This is a genomic window from Paraflavitalea sp. CAU 1676 (genome assembly GCF_029223285.1).
Taxonomy (GTDB): Bacteria; Bacteroidota; Bacteroidia; order Chitinophagales; family Chitinophagaceae; genus Paraflavitalea.
The window spans coordinates 30,815-43,667 of record NZ_JARHUJ010000004.1 but is presented as its reverse complement, the minus strand read 5'-3'; the positions used below and the strand labels follow the sequence as shown (position 1 = coordinate 43,667).

The 12,853-nt window shown below is 45.6% G+C and carries 14 protein-coding genes; 6 read left to right on the top strand and 8 right to left on the bottom strand.

The annotated features are described in order from the left end of the window. The first annotated feature begins 607 nt into the window (after positions 1 to 607). From P2H89_RS13195 to P2H89_RS13175, 5 genes are all read left to right on the top strand, one after another. Entirely contained in the window at positions 608 to 982 is a 375-nt protein-coding gene (locus P2H89_RS13195; RefSeq protein ID WP_275827465.1) for a hypothetical protein, read from the top strand. Positions 983 to 1,313: 331 nt separating this feature from the next. After that, a complete protein-coding gene (locus P2H89_RS13190; RefSeq protein ID WP_275827463.1) occupies positions 1,314 to 1,751 on the top strand; it encodes a hypothetical protein in 438 nt (145 codons plus the stop codon). A 35-nt stretch (positions 1,752 to 1,786) separates the two neighbouring features. Next, positions 1,787 to 2,626, top strand: coding sequence for an ATP-binding protein (locus P2H89_RS13185; protein WP_275827461.1), 840 nt, complete (start codon positions 1,787 to 1,789; stop codon positions 2,624 to 2,626). 181 nt (positions 2,627 to 2,807) lie between these two features. Beyond that, positions 2,808 to 3,464: a response regulator transcription factor gene (locus tag P2H89_RS13180; RefSeq protein WP_275827459.1), complete on the top strand. Its 657-nt coding sequence runs from the start codon at positions 2,808 to 2,810 to the stop codon at positions 3,462 to 3,464. Positions 3,465 to 3,749: 285 nt separating this feature from the next. Continuing rightward, entirely contained in the window at positions 3,750 to 4,325 is a 576-nt protein-coding gene (locus P2H89_RS13175; protein WP_275827458.1) for a hypothetical protein, read from the top strand. A gap of 14 nt (positions 4,326 to 4,339) precedes the next feature. On the opposite strand, the gene P2H89_RS13170 is transcribed toward P2H89_RS13175, so the two are convergent. The 8 genes from P2H89_RS13170 to P2H89_RS13135 all read right to left on the bottom strand — a co-directional run bounded on the left by P2H89_RS13170 (position 4,340) and on the right by P2H89_RS13135 (position 11,566). Next, on the bottom strand, positions 4,340 to 5,002 hold the full coding sequence (locus P2H89_RS13170) for a 3-oxoacid CoA-transferase subunit B (protein ID WP_275827456.1): 663 nt from the start codon (positions 5,000 to 5,002) through the stop codon (positions 4,340 to 4,342). A 37-nt stretch (positions 5,003 to 5,039) separates the two neighbouring features. Beyond that, the gene (locus tag P2H89_RS13165; RefSeq protein ID WP_275827454.1) at positions 5,040 to 5,741 is read right to left on the bottom strand and encodes a CoA transferase subunit A; all 702 of its coding nucleotides are present in this window, start codon (positions 5,739 to 5,741) and stop codon (positions 5,040 to 5,042) included. A gap of 78 nt (positions 5,742 to 5,819) precedes the next feature. Next, positions 5,820 to 6,248: a DUF4296 domain-containing protein gene (locus P2H89_RS13160; RefSeq protein WP_275827452.1), complete on the bottom strand. Its 429-nt coding sequence runs from the start codon at positions 6,246 to 6,248 to the stop codon at positions 5,820 to 5,822. Next, complete coding sequence (locus P2H89_RS13155; protein WP_275827450.1) at positions 6,245 to 7,168, bottom strand: DUF4835 family protein; 924 nt, start codon at positions 7,166 to 7,168, stop codon at positions 6,245 to 6,247. Before P2H89_RS13155 ends, P2H89_RS13160 begins: the two co-directional genes overlap by 4 nt. After that, on the bottom strand, positions 7,161 to 8,357 hold the full coding sequence (coaBC, locus tag P2H89_RS13150) for a bifunctional phosphopantothenoylcysteine decarboxylase/phosphopantothenate--cysteine ligase CoaBC (protein WP_275827448.1): 1,197 nt from the start codon (positions 8,355 to 8,357) through the stop codon (positions 7,161 to 7,163). The genes P2H89_RS13155 and coaBC overlap by 8 nt, the downstream gene beginning before the upstream one ends. Positions 8,358 to 8,614: 257 nt before the next feature. After that, complete coding sequence (locus P2H89_RS13145; RefSeq protein ID WP_119051715.1) at positions 8,615 to 8,956, bottom strand: DNA-directed RNA polymerase subunit omega; 342 nt, start codon at positions 8,954 to 8,956, stop codon at positions 8,615 to 8,617. Beyond that, complete coding sequence (gene bamD / locus P2H89_RS13140; protein ID WP_275827443.1) at positions 8,931 to 9,758, bottom strand: outer membrane protein assembly factor BamD; 828 nt, start codon at positions 9,756 to 9,758, stop codon at positions 8,931 to 8,933. The genes P2H89_RS13145 and bamD overlap by 26 nt, the downstream gene beginning before the upstream one ends. A gap of 140 nt (positions 9,759 to 9,898) precedes the next feature. After that, positions 9,899 to 11,566 (bottom strand): OmpA family protein, encoded by a 1,668-nt coding sequence (locus tag P2H89_RS13135; protein WP_275827441.1) that lies wholly within the window; start codon positions 11,564 to 11,566, stop codon positions 9,899 to 9,901. Between the two features lie 206 nt (positions 11,567 to 11,772). On the opposite strand from P2H89_RS13135, the gene P2H89_RS13130 reads away from it, so the two are divergent. Then, positions 11,773 to 12,735, top strand: coding sequence for a polyprenyl synthetase family protein (locus P2H89_RS13130; RefSeq protein ID WP_275827439.1), 963 nt, complete (start codon positions 11,773 to 11,775; stop codon positions 12,733 to 12,735). Positions 12,736 to 12,853: the final 118 nt, after the last annotated feature.

Here is a 12,853-nt window from a genome sequence, read left to right as displayed (position 1 = left end):
AGTTGATTGATGGAAGGATAGGCAACCTCTCACATCCAATGTCCAGAGTTACCGTCCAGAAATAATTTCCATTTATCTTATGAAAACCACCGTCAAATCCAATATCAGTCAACTTCTCCCCTCTTTTGTTGCTTGATACCTGCCTGTATGCGTTTGTTGATCTTATTCTTCTTTTTCCGGTCCGCTTAGCTGAAAACCTGTTCATCTTTCCGGAAAGTGCTGTTCAAAAGCCGGGAAGCAAAAAACAGCACAGTATTTGTAGTTTATTCAAACCAGATAGTCCCGTTTTTAAAATCCACCTCACAAACCTCTAAGAGTTACCACTTATCCACACTCTTTGTCATTTTGTTGATAACTCCCTTTTCTAGTAAGACTACCCCGTCAACCTGGGCATTGTACGTTAGTAGAAATACTATCAAAACGCCGCGCTTTTACTCGTTTTTATCTCGTATTGTTACGAGTTAAATCCTCGCAAATCCACTACCCTATTGAATTGCAGGCAATTTAAACCATTTTGATCAGGATTACCACCCGTTGTATAGCTTTTTTTTTTAGAGGTTTTTTGGACCTCCAAACTACTATTCTAAACCTCTAAAAACTTACTACTATGATGCAAAATGAACTCATCACCAAGCGTCCGACAGCAGAAATCGGTGAGGAAATTGGCTATCAACTGGGCACTGAATTTATCGCTAACTACAAGAATGCCAACCCTAACGAAGCACTTTCGTATGTGATTGGCCGCAACATCATCGAGCAGATCCTCGCTCAACCTGGTTGCGAAGGCATTCACTTTTACAATGCTATCAACGAGCATGGTAAAAAGACCCTGGTATACGTAGGTATCGACAAGAACGGCAAGAACATTTTCGAATACACTGCCGTAAATAACGAAGGTAATATTACTAGCGAAGCTGGTGTTGTTGGTGACAGAACCGACGGCGACGGCGACTCCTGGTGGAAATGGATCTTCGGTCTTTAATAAAGTCTTTTTTCCTGATTACTTGACTATTAAGTAAATGCCTTTTATATTTGAGAAACATTAAAAGGCCTTGCTCACCAGAGACATACTTGCAAATCTTAGCAGATTATCGGGAATCTTACCCATAGTTTTCTTTCTTATCTTCATTAAGAGGAATAATGAGAAAAAACTATGGGTAATCTTTGTGTACGTACTCCTATCGTTCCTTACGGACTTTACGATGAGTCTTTTTCCCAAAAATTCGCAGATCAAGTTTTATTTCTTTAGCTTTTTTACGGTTGTTGAGTATACGCTTTTTTCAATCTTTTTATACCTCAACATAAAACCGGGCATGATCAGAAAGGTGATCCTTGGGTCACTCCCTGTGTTTTATGCCATCGTGTTCTATTACATGCTCAATAAGGATCAGTCGAATAATTTTGACGCCATCCCTGCCTCTGTAGAATCCATGCTCATCATCGTATTCTGTGTTTGGTTTTTCTTCGAACAGATCAGGGACATGCAGGTTTCATTCATTTATTCGTCCAAAACCTTCTGGATCGTCGTGGCGATCCTCGTTTACATGTCGGCAACCTTTTTCCTTTTCATAGCGGCCGAATTTGTATCTCAGGAAGAAAGGCGATCTTACTGGTTTATCAATTCGATCTCTAACCTGCTAAAACATATTTTATTAACGATTGCATTCATAATACCTAATTATAAGCCGCAGCCAACCAATGAGCGGCCTTTTAGTGATGAGTTGTTTGAGTTTGAGAATTCGGCTACTTAACCCCAAAAACCAACCCCTGCCGCAAGGCACCACCCATGTTCTTGCTCGAAATCAATAACCCCGACAGTCCTGTGTCCCTTGTACTTTTCTTTGGTACTGTGGGTATGCTGGCCCTTACGATCGGGCTTATCGTTTTCATCATCTTCCACCAACGTAAGGTTATCCGCTATCAGATGAGGCTTCAACGCCTCGAACAGGAACAACAGAAAATGTTGTTGAACGCTTCAATACGCCTGCAGGAAGAAGAAAGGCAACGTATAGCTGCCGATCTCCACGACGATGCTGGCCCGTTGCTGGCCACTGCCCGTCTATATCTCAACGAAAACCTGGTAAACCTCGATAAAACCACCCAACTGCAAAGCATTTACAATGCCAAGCAAATCATCGATGACACTATTCAGCTCATCCGAAATATCTCTCATAGCCTGATGCCACCCACCCTGAAGAACTTCGGTCTGGAGTCGGCAGTAAATGATCTCTTTCAAAAGATCAGCGGTTCGGGCAGCATGAACGCCAGCTGCCGGTTTCATGACTACCGCGAAAGGCTCCACCCCGATCAGGAACTGATCATCTTCCGCGTTATACAAGAGCTGGTCAACAATATTCTGAAGCACAGTAATGCCAGCTTCATCCACCTTACCCAAAATCTGGGCGGTAGCAAACTTTATATCCGCTTGCATCACGACGGTCGCGGGATTACCCAGAATGATTTTGAAAAACTCAACAAAAGTAATGTCGGACTGGGCCTGAAGAACATTCAGAGCCGGTTGAAACTGCTGCAGGGCAGGATCTTTTTCGAAAAGGACATGTCCCAGACCTACTATAAGGTCACGATTGAGATACCGAAGCTGGAAGAAGAACCTGCAGCGGAATAATTATAATGCCCAGGCCGAATTTAATCAGTCGCTGAAGCATTAAAACTAATTACATTTGTGCGCCGTTGGCTGGCTGTATTGAACAATTGAAAATCAATACGATCTCCCGATTTTCAGGTGTATGAACAGTCGTTATAACGGACATTTTTCAGTAATTTTAGCTGCCAATATCATAAAAACAATGGGACCCATTAAAGTTGCTATCGCTGACGACCACAAGATATTCCGGAAGGGTGTTATCCTATCATTACGACCTTATACCAACATCAAGTTTGTTTTCGAAGCAGAAAATGGCCAGGAGCTACTGGACGCACTTCCCGCCGCCCCCGAGCAACCGGATGTGATCCTGATGGATCTGCGTATGCCTCAGAAAGATGGTATTGAAACAACCAAGGTAGTCGCCAAGCAATATCCCCAGATCCACGTCATCGCTCTCACCATGTACGAAGACGAGCGGTTCGTGAGCCATATGATGGAAATTGGCGCCAACGGCTATTTACTGAAAAGTGCCGATCCGGCCGAGATCAAAAAGGCCATCATGGAGGTCATGAGTAAAGGATATTACCTCAACAACTTCGTGAACAGGATATTATTGAAAAAATCACACGCCCGCCAAAAAGTGGTACCCACTTTGAATAATGAGATCACCCTCAGCGACCGCGAACGGGATGTCATCAAGTATATCTGTATGGAATTCACTGCGCACGAAATAGCCCAGAAACTGGAAGTAAGCCCGCGTACCGTTGAAGCGATCAAGGACCGACTCATGGAACGTTTTGGTGCAAAAAATACCGCAGGTCTGGTTTTCTTTGCAGTGAAAAACAACTTAATTGATTAATTTTAGCAGCTATAGCCGACATATATCAAACTAATGGTCGTTTTGCCCACTGATATATGTAGCCAGTAAATCCCAATACATTACAGTCATCACCCCCTGCCCTGTCAGGATAATCGGGAGTAGAACGGGAGAAAGTTTCTTCTCTATGGAAAACCGGTTTCCGAACCTTTCACTATGGTACAAACCGGTACAATCATACCTTTAGCACTTGCGTTGCTGGCAATCATTTTGCCACTGATCCCTATCTTGATCATTTTTGCACGCCGTAACGGACATCAGGATATAATGATCATACTGGGAGCTGTTTGCCTGCTGTCTTTTTTGAACCACTTAATGGTATACATTCCTCAACTGGTTCCCGGTAATATTGCGTTCATTAATGGCATTTTTGATCTGGGCATTTTTGCGCTGTTGCTTTACCTGTTCAGGACGATGGTTGAACCAGCCTGGCTAAAGAATCTGCTGTATACAATCTTGATTGCCTTTTCATCAGTGTCAATTACGGTCTATGCATTGCGTGGCATCGGTCAATATTCATTCATTCTGTCGATGGCAGGGGCTATGATCCTGCTGGGAGCTGCTATAATAGCCCTGGTTCAGCTAATCCGCGACAAGCAATTGTTTATCTTCCAATCGCCCATGTTCTGGATTGCCGGCGGCAATATTTGTTACTTCACCATGTACCTGCTTACGGGTTTTGTCATTGCCCAGGGCAAAGGCACTACTATCCAGCAGCAGGAAAAGATGATCCTGCTTTCTATCATCAATGATATCAGGATCGGTTTTTTCATCGCCGCCGCTTACTGCTTTAACCCAATAAAAGAAGTAGATTCTAATGACCGGAGCTCTTCCTTGTTCTAGCGTGGCCGTCTTCCCTAATTGATATTCATTTCCGGTATTTCGCCTTGAATGATCAGTTTGCCAAGTGTTTTGGCCTTTATTTCCTCCACCGAAATGCCAGGGGCCCGTTCTATCAGCTGAAATCCTCCGCCGGGCAATACATCCATCACAGCCAGATCTGAGACTATGCGCTTTACACAGCGAACACCGGTCAGCGGCAGCGTGCAGGAAGGCAACACTTTCGATTCGCCTTTGGGATTCGTGTGCATCATGGCCACAATGATATTCTTGGCGCTGGCTACCAGGTCCATGGCACCTCCCATTCCCTTCACCATTTTGCCTGGTATTTTCCAATTGGCAATGTCGCCCTGCTCGGAAACTTCCATGGCGCCCAGTACCGTAAGGTCAACCTTACCTGCGCGGATCATTCCAAAACTTTCTGCGCTGTCGAAAAATGCACCTCCCGGGAGTACCGTTACTGTTTCTTTACCCGCGTTGATCAGGTCAGGATCGATCTCTTCCGCAACGGGGTAAGGCCCCATGCCCAACATACCGTTTTCCGATTGCAGCATAATTGAAATACCTGAAGGGACATAATTAGAGACCAGTGTGGGAATACCAATACCGAGGTTCACATACATTCCATCGCGAAGTTCCTGGGCGATGCGCTTTGCAATACCGAATTTATCCAATGGCATAATCGTTCGTATTTATTTTCGGAAGAGTAGAGTGGGTTTATCCTTTGTTGATCTGAACCGTTTTACGTTCGATCCGCTTTTCATAATCCGTGCCTTCAAATAGACGGTGCACGTAGATGCCTGCTACATGGATCTGATCCGGATCCAACTGGCCGGGCGGTACCAGTTCTTCTACTTCGGCGATCGTAATATTACCGGCTTTGGCCATCGAGGTGGAGAAGTTGCGGGTGGTTTTCCGAAACACGAGATTACCCATGTGATCGCCCTTCCAGGCTTTCACGATAGCGAAATCGGCATGCAGGGCATGTTCCATGAGGTGCATTTTGCCATTGAATTCCCGTACCTCTTTTCCGATTGCGATCTCGGTACCGTAACCGGCCGGAGTGAAGAAGGCAGGAATACCCATGGCTGCCATTTGTATCCTTGTTGCGAGGGTACCCTGGGGTATAAGGTCTACCTCCAGTTCTCCGCTCAGCAGCTGTCTTTCAAATTCTGCATTTTCGCCTACGTAGGAACTCATCATCTTTTTGATCTGCCTGGTCTTCAATAAAAGGCCCAGTCCAAAATCATCTACGCCGGCGTTATTTGAAATACAGGTGAGGTCTTTGATGCCTTTGCGCACAAGGGCTGCTATACAGTTTTCGGGAATACCGCATAGTCCGAATCCGCCGAGCATGATCGTCGCGTTATCCGGAATATCGTTGATGGCAGCATCAGCGTTAGCTACAACTTTATTCATATGGTGAAAGTTCGTTTTTGATTTCTACAGGTGAGAACCCATTAAAATGAACAGTTCCCTCATGGTGCAGTACGCGCTCTATTTTAAAGCCTTTGCCGTATCAGACTTGTACATTTCGGCTCTCCGCCGGTCGGCCCGGGCAGACATGGTATCAAAGATTGGCTTATTCAGGTCGGGGCGGCTCAGGTAAAACTGAAAGCTACGAAGAAATTCATCTTTGGATATCTTATGGTGCTGGAATACTTGCTCGTATAACTTCAGGTTCTCCACTTTGATATTTTTCTTCGCTACAGAATCCCTTTCCAGGAATTGCGATGAAAAGCGATCGGCCTGTATCATATCCCACATCACTTTTTCCATTTTATCCTGCGCCATTACATCCGATGGTATCTTATTTTTATTGGAACAGGCTACCGCCAGCCCAATTACGGTAAATACCAATAAATAGAAACAACCAGCGCCCAGTACTTTCAGCTGCTTATTCAATCCTCGTCCGAATTGCATCATTTTAATTCCTGTTTGTAATTATTGGCATTGGTGATGTCGACCCGCATCAATATTTCCCTGGCCTTTTGTTTCTCTTCGGGCGGCGCTTTCTTGAAGATCCTGATCATTTCGTTAGACTTGCCCTGGAAAAAGAATGGAACGATCATGGTATTGGAGATATCTGTATTCAGCGTATTGAGAATGTTCAGCGTATTCAAGACTGCATTTCGTCCTTCATTTTCATTCTCGTACATAGCGTCCATACCCAATCGGTAGTAACTATAAATAGCGTCATGCACCAGTGTGTAGCGGTTGTTGGTCAAATTTTCAATAAGCCAATACCGGTTGCGTAATCCATCAAAGGCTTTCCACCCATTAATGTCCCTGTTTTCGGGCGCATTGTTTACAATCGACATCGCTTTTTGAAAGTAGCTATCGCCTCCGCGCAAGGCGAAGGAATCGAAATCAAGCCCCAGGATCACGTATACATAATAGGCCAGTGTAGCGGTGAGGTTCGACACCAATGGATCGGAACCGGAGACCCTGTTCTCGTTAAATTCTACTGGCTGGTATTCTACATACTTAAAGTTGAACGATTCGTCCTGAAAGTTGATCAATGGGGATTCGTAATTGGTATTGTACACCGGCCTGGTGGCCTGCACAGTCAAAGAGGCCTGGTACACATTGCCGGGCAAGGCAGCCCTTACTACTACCAGGAACTGGCAAACGATCTTCTCATTTGTCTGAAATGTCTCATTACTCCACTTCCGGTTATTGAGAAATGTATTCAGTGAGTTCTGTAAGGTCTGGAATATCTTTTTATCCGTTTGTGAACTTACCTGGCGGGCATCGATGCTTACCCGGGCCTGCAGTTCCTGGGCATTCAAAACGGCCTGCAAACCAGTAAGAAGAAGGATCAGCGCTAACAGTTTTTTACGCATACAACATGTTTACAATTCTATCAACGATATCGTGGGCCACTTGTTGTTTTGGTTTACGCTCGTAAGGCAGTTCAAGGCCGCTTCGTTCAAAAATAGTGATCTTATTGGTGTCATAGCCAAATCCCGCGCCTTCGTCGTTGAGGGAGTTCAACACAATCATATCGGCATTCTTGCTGCTTAGCTTCTCCCGGGCAAATTCTTTTTCATTATTGGTTTCCAGGGCAAATCCCACTAAAACCTGGTCTTGCCGTTTCTCCTTCCCCAATGATTTCAATATATCGCGGGTTTTAGTAAGTTCTACTGTAAGGCTACCTGCAGTCTTTTTGATCTTCTCAGCATTGGTGGTGACGGGTGTAAAGTCGGCCACAGCTGCCGACATTACTGCTATATCTGCACCGGCGAACTCCTGTAAGCAGGCATCGAACATTTGTTGCGCGGTCTGTACTTTATGGACCTTTATGCCTGCTACCGTGGTATTTACGGAGGAAGGGCCTAAAATCAGCTGTACCGCTGCTCCCCGGCGCGCCAGTTCCTCGGCGATCGCCAATCCCATTTTTCCCGAGGAATGGTTACCGATAAATCGAACTGGGTCGATCGGTTCGTAGGTAGGTCCTGCTGTAACCAAGGCTTTGCGGCCGGCAAGGTCTTGATTTATAAAATAATGTTCCTGAATAAATTGCATGATCGTTTCGGGCTCCGCCATCCGGCCATCACCATACAGGCCACTGGCCAGGTCTCCCCTGCCAACCGGAATTACTTTGTTTCCATATGATTCGAGTAGCTGCAAATTGTTCCGGGTGGCGGGGTGGTGCCACATATCTTCATCCATCGCGGGTGCTACTACTACCGGACAGGTAGCAGACAAATAAGTTGCCAATAACATATTATCACATAACCCGTGGGCCATTTTTGCCATCGTATTGCAGCTCAGTGGAGCCACGATCATGATGTCGGCCCAGCGGCCCAGTTGCACATGGTTTGACCAGGACTCATTATTCGAAAGGTCAATGACGACGGGATTCCTGGAGAGGGTTGACAATGTTAAAGGGGAAACAAAGTCGCGGGCTGCCGGGGTCATTACGATCTTCACTTCGGCACCCGCTTTAATAAGCAGGCGGGTAAGCAGTATTGATTTATAGGCTGCTATGCTTCCCGTGATGGCCAAGAGGATCTTTTTATCCTGAAACATGTTGATAGGTTTCGTTTGAACAGCTTGAGGGTGACGGAGTTCGCGGTCGGTGCTCAAATCTATTTATAAATCCGCATTTAGCAGGAAGTTTTGCGCAAGAAGCCGGTGCAGCCTACCAAGAATTCTACAGTACCGGAAATCGTGTTGCTTTCCGGATCAACCGGTAGCGGGTAGCAGATAATGGCGCCGGTCTGGCATGCAAAAACAAAAAGCGACAGGAAGGTCCTATCGCTTGTGAATATTATTACTGATCCTGACTAGCTAAACAGATCGTCTTCATTCTTACGGTAGTAGATCTTGTCGTCCAGGAACTCCTGGGTAGCAAGCAAGGATGGGTTGGGCATGCGCTCATAGGCCCTGGAGATCTCGATCTGCTCTTTATTTTCGTGTATCTCTTCCAGGCTATCAGTATGGCTGGCAAACTCTTCCAGCTTGTTGTGCAACTCTTCCTTCAGGGAAATATTGATCTGGTTAGCGCGCTTGGCAATGATGGCAATGGATTCGTATACATTACCGGTTTTGCCTTTGATCACGTTCAGATCTTTGGTTTCCGCCGTGTTAGCGGTGTTAGCGCTAATTTGTCGTCTTAACTTGCTCATTATTGTTGACTTTACTGATTTCTTTAATATTGTTCTGAGACAAAGAAGAATAACGCTCCACATCCTTAATTAGTTTGCTGTCCGGAAACCGGTCGGCAAAATCGTTACATTCTGTAACTACCTGTTCAAACCTCGCTGGCTTCTTTTCATCTATACTGTTGGAAGCAAAGAGGTAATAGGATTTAATGATCTGGAACTTATACTGGTCACTCTTTTGAGAATCCGGATAACCGTTCATCAGGCTGGTATAGGCAATAGCCGCAGCACGGTATTTACCCATATTATAATATAACTCTGCGCTCAGCAACTCTTTCGCCTCCAGTTTCAGCCTGCACTTATCAATGATCTCGCCCGCTTCTTTAATGCGGGTCGAACCAGGGTGTGTATTAATGAAAGTCTGCATCAAACCAATGGTCTTTTCGGTGGTGGTTTGGTCCAGCGCTACCTTAGGCGACTGCCTGTAATAGGTATAAGCCCTCATATAATCCATTTCTTCTGCCTTGGGGCTGTTGGGAAATACTTCCACAAACTGTTTGAACAGGTTTTCAGCATTCATCCAATCATGAAGATAATAAGAACAATACGCAAACTTATAAAATAGATCTTCAAACTGTGGCTGTCCCTTCATCAACGGAAACAGCTCTTCATAAAGTTGCTTGGCATAATTGTATTTCTTGGCAACGTAGTACTTCTCCGCCATACGCAGTTTGTAGTCATAGTCATTGCTTTTCTGCACTTTAGCAAACTTTGAGCAGGAAGCAAGTCCCAACGCGAAAAATACAATCAAAAATGCTGACTTCATAAAGGTGGGCAAAGTTAAGGTATTAGGTGCAATAATAGGAAAGGAATGTAAAATGGGTCTATTCCGTTCGTTAAGATAAATATAAAACCCCTCCTTAGAACAAGGAGGGGTTATATATTATAGAGTTGACAGCAAAAGTACTATCCTCTGCGGCGTAAGTTCGGGTGCGGAGCAGGTACTGTGTTAGGACCTTCTTCGCCAGTTCCGTCGCGCAGATCAACGGTAGTGCACTCACCACCTGTTTCACCATACTTGAAGATGAAACGATCTGAGCTAATACCTTCTTTTTCAACCAGGTAAGTGATAACTGAGTTAACACGATCCCAGCTGAGCTGCTGTTCAGACTTGTTAGTAGAGCAGTAGCCTACTACAGCGATCTTACAAGCAGGGTTGTTGCGGATCTGTTGAGCAGCGCTGGCCAGCAGGGCTTTCGCATCGTTGCTCAGGGTTACAGATTTGCCTTTGAAGGTTACGCTTGGCAGGCTGCCGATGTTGCAACGGCTGATCGGACCAAGGCTGTCCAGTCTGCGTGCGAGCTCATCGCAGCATGCAGGAGGAGGACATTTACCAACGCCATCAGCATCAACAGGCTGGCACTGAGTAGGAGTAACCAGTTCTTTATCCTTGTAATCAGGAACGCCATCGCCATCAGTATCGCGGCTTACACCACGAACGTCAACAGGAGCACCTGCAGGAGTATTTGGTTCGTTGTCAAATTGATCGGTAACACCGTCGCCGTCGGAATCATCCAGGATCGGCTTGGGGAGCTTCATGTGACGAGGTTTGTTGATCTCGTTGTAAGCGTAATCCAGGGGATTCAACCACCAGAGGGGCTCAACAGCTTTGCTGCCACCGATTGCGAAGTTCAGACCAACAGAGAAGAAATTATACAGGTCCATGTCCCTTGTTTGGGCAGTAGCTGCGATTCCATTCTCTTGCCATTGCTGACCATCGAGCAGGTCGGTTTTGGGCAGTGTAACCTTATCCTCGATTCCGAGGCTCAGTTTTTTGCTGAGCTTGAATTGCATACCGAGACCAAAGTTCAGGTTGGGACGGAAAGGTTCGCCGAACAGCTTAGCCTGGCCGTTATCTTCTTGAGCTTCAGTTTCGTAATCGCCATCCATACCGTCTTTCAGATCGCTGCGGATGTCTTTACGGTCTTTGTAAGGGAAGCTGGTAGGTGCATACTTGTTATACACCTGGGTGAACAGGGCACTGTAATTAGCGCCGTTCGCGTCCAATGCGTCAACTTTTGCGTCAAACACTGTACCACCAAGACCGGCAAATGCATAAACATTGAATCCGGATTTGGCGCGATGAAAGCGGATGTTATTCAAAGTGAATACAGCCTGCAAGCTCGCATCATAGATATTTGTCTTGTAGTTGTAGAACACGTGCTGAGGTCCACCAGCAACTGGCCTTGGATATGCGTTCCAAGCTGGATTGTTCTGATAATTGTGTGATGCCTGGAAGTTCATACCCTTTGTATTCAGATAGTTGAAATCTCCACGCAAAGAGAATACATAACCCAGTGCTTTACGAACGTGTAAACCAGCGCCCCAACCGAAACGTGAACGCACGTCACCGATTACATTGGCGAGGCCGCCTTTAATACCAATTTCCCAACTATTCCTGGGCTTGGCCGGGAACGGGTAATTGTTAGCCATAAATTCACTGTGCTGAGGTAATCTTTTTGATGGTATTACAGAGGAATCCTGTACATCGTAGCTGCCGCCTATTTGAGCAAACGCGCCAGACGTGAGCAGGCATAGTAAGCCAAACAGACCTGTGTACTTTTTGCTTGCCATAACTAAAGTTTATGTGAAGGATTAAGAAAACCAATGTCCAAATTAGTCACAAAAATATTAATTGAAAACTAAATACCAAATTTTTTTAGCTAACGTTGCGCCCATTATCTTGCTGTCAATCATTCAATAAGACTCCTATATGTAGGACCAATTTACTGTCTCACTTACAAAGTAAAATAGTAATTTGCCGTTCCTTTTTGGACTAAATGAAATTATCACAGGCTATACTACGCGACGAATTAGCTGAATTTGAGAAACAATTCCGGGAAGCAGTCAAAAGCCAAACGCCTTTACTGGACCGCATCATGCGCTTCATAGTAAACCGGAAAGGCAAGCAACTGCGCCCCATGTTCGTGCTGCTTTCCGCCAAACTATGCGGACCTGTTTCACCTTCCTCCTATCGGGCTGCGTCACTGGTGGAACTACTCCACACTGCAACGCTGGTACACGATGATGTGGTGGATGAGTCCCTGGAACGCAGGGGCTTTTTTTCAACCTATGCGCTCTGGAAAACGAAAATCTCAGTACTGGTGGGCGATTACCTCCTGGCGAAAGGTATGTTGCTATCCCTCGATCACAATGATTTCAGGATCCTCCAGATACTTTCGGACGCCATTCGAAAAATGAGCGAAGGAGAGTTACTGCAACTCGAAAAGTCCCGGACGCTGAACCTCAAAGAAGATATCTATTTTGAGATCATTACCGGTAAAACGGCTTCCCTGCTCGCTTCGGCCTGTGCCGCCGGCGCCTGGTCGGTCACTCAAAATGAAACGATCACCGAAAAGATGCGACTTTTTGGTGAAAAGGTGGGGATCGCCTTTCAGATCAAAGACGATCTGTTTGATTATGGAAGCGACTCCATCGGCAAACCTACCGGCAACGATATCAAAGAAAAAAAGCTCACCCTGCCTCTTATATACACCCTTAACAATTCTGATGCCACCACCCGCAGGCGGCTCATTTACATTATCAAAAATCACAATAAGGATGCCGAAAAGGTTCAGGAGGTTATCGATACCGTTAAACGAACAGGCGGCATAGAGTACACCGAACAAAAGATGTTTGCTTACCGTGACGAGGCTTTGAGTATATTACAGGAATTTAAAAACCCCGAAGTGCAACAGGGCCTGGAAGAACTGGTCAGGTTTACGACGGATAGAAAATTCTGATCCTGCACGACAGCCTGCCCTTCAAACCGGCCGTGCTGCAAGCATTGGGATCGGTAGTTACTTACAGCTTTCTCTACATTTATCTACCGCTTGGCGGTCTCAACTTATAGCTAATTGA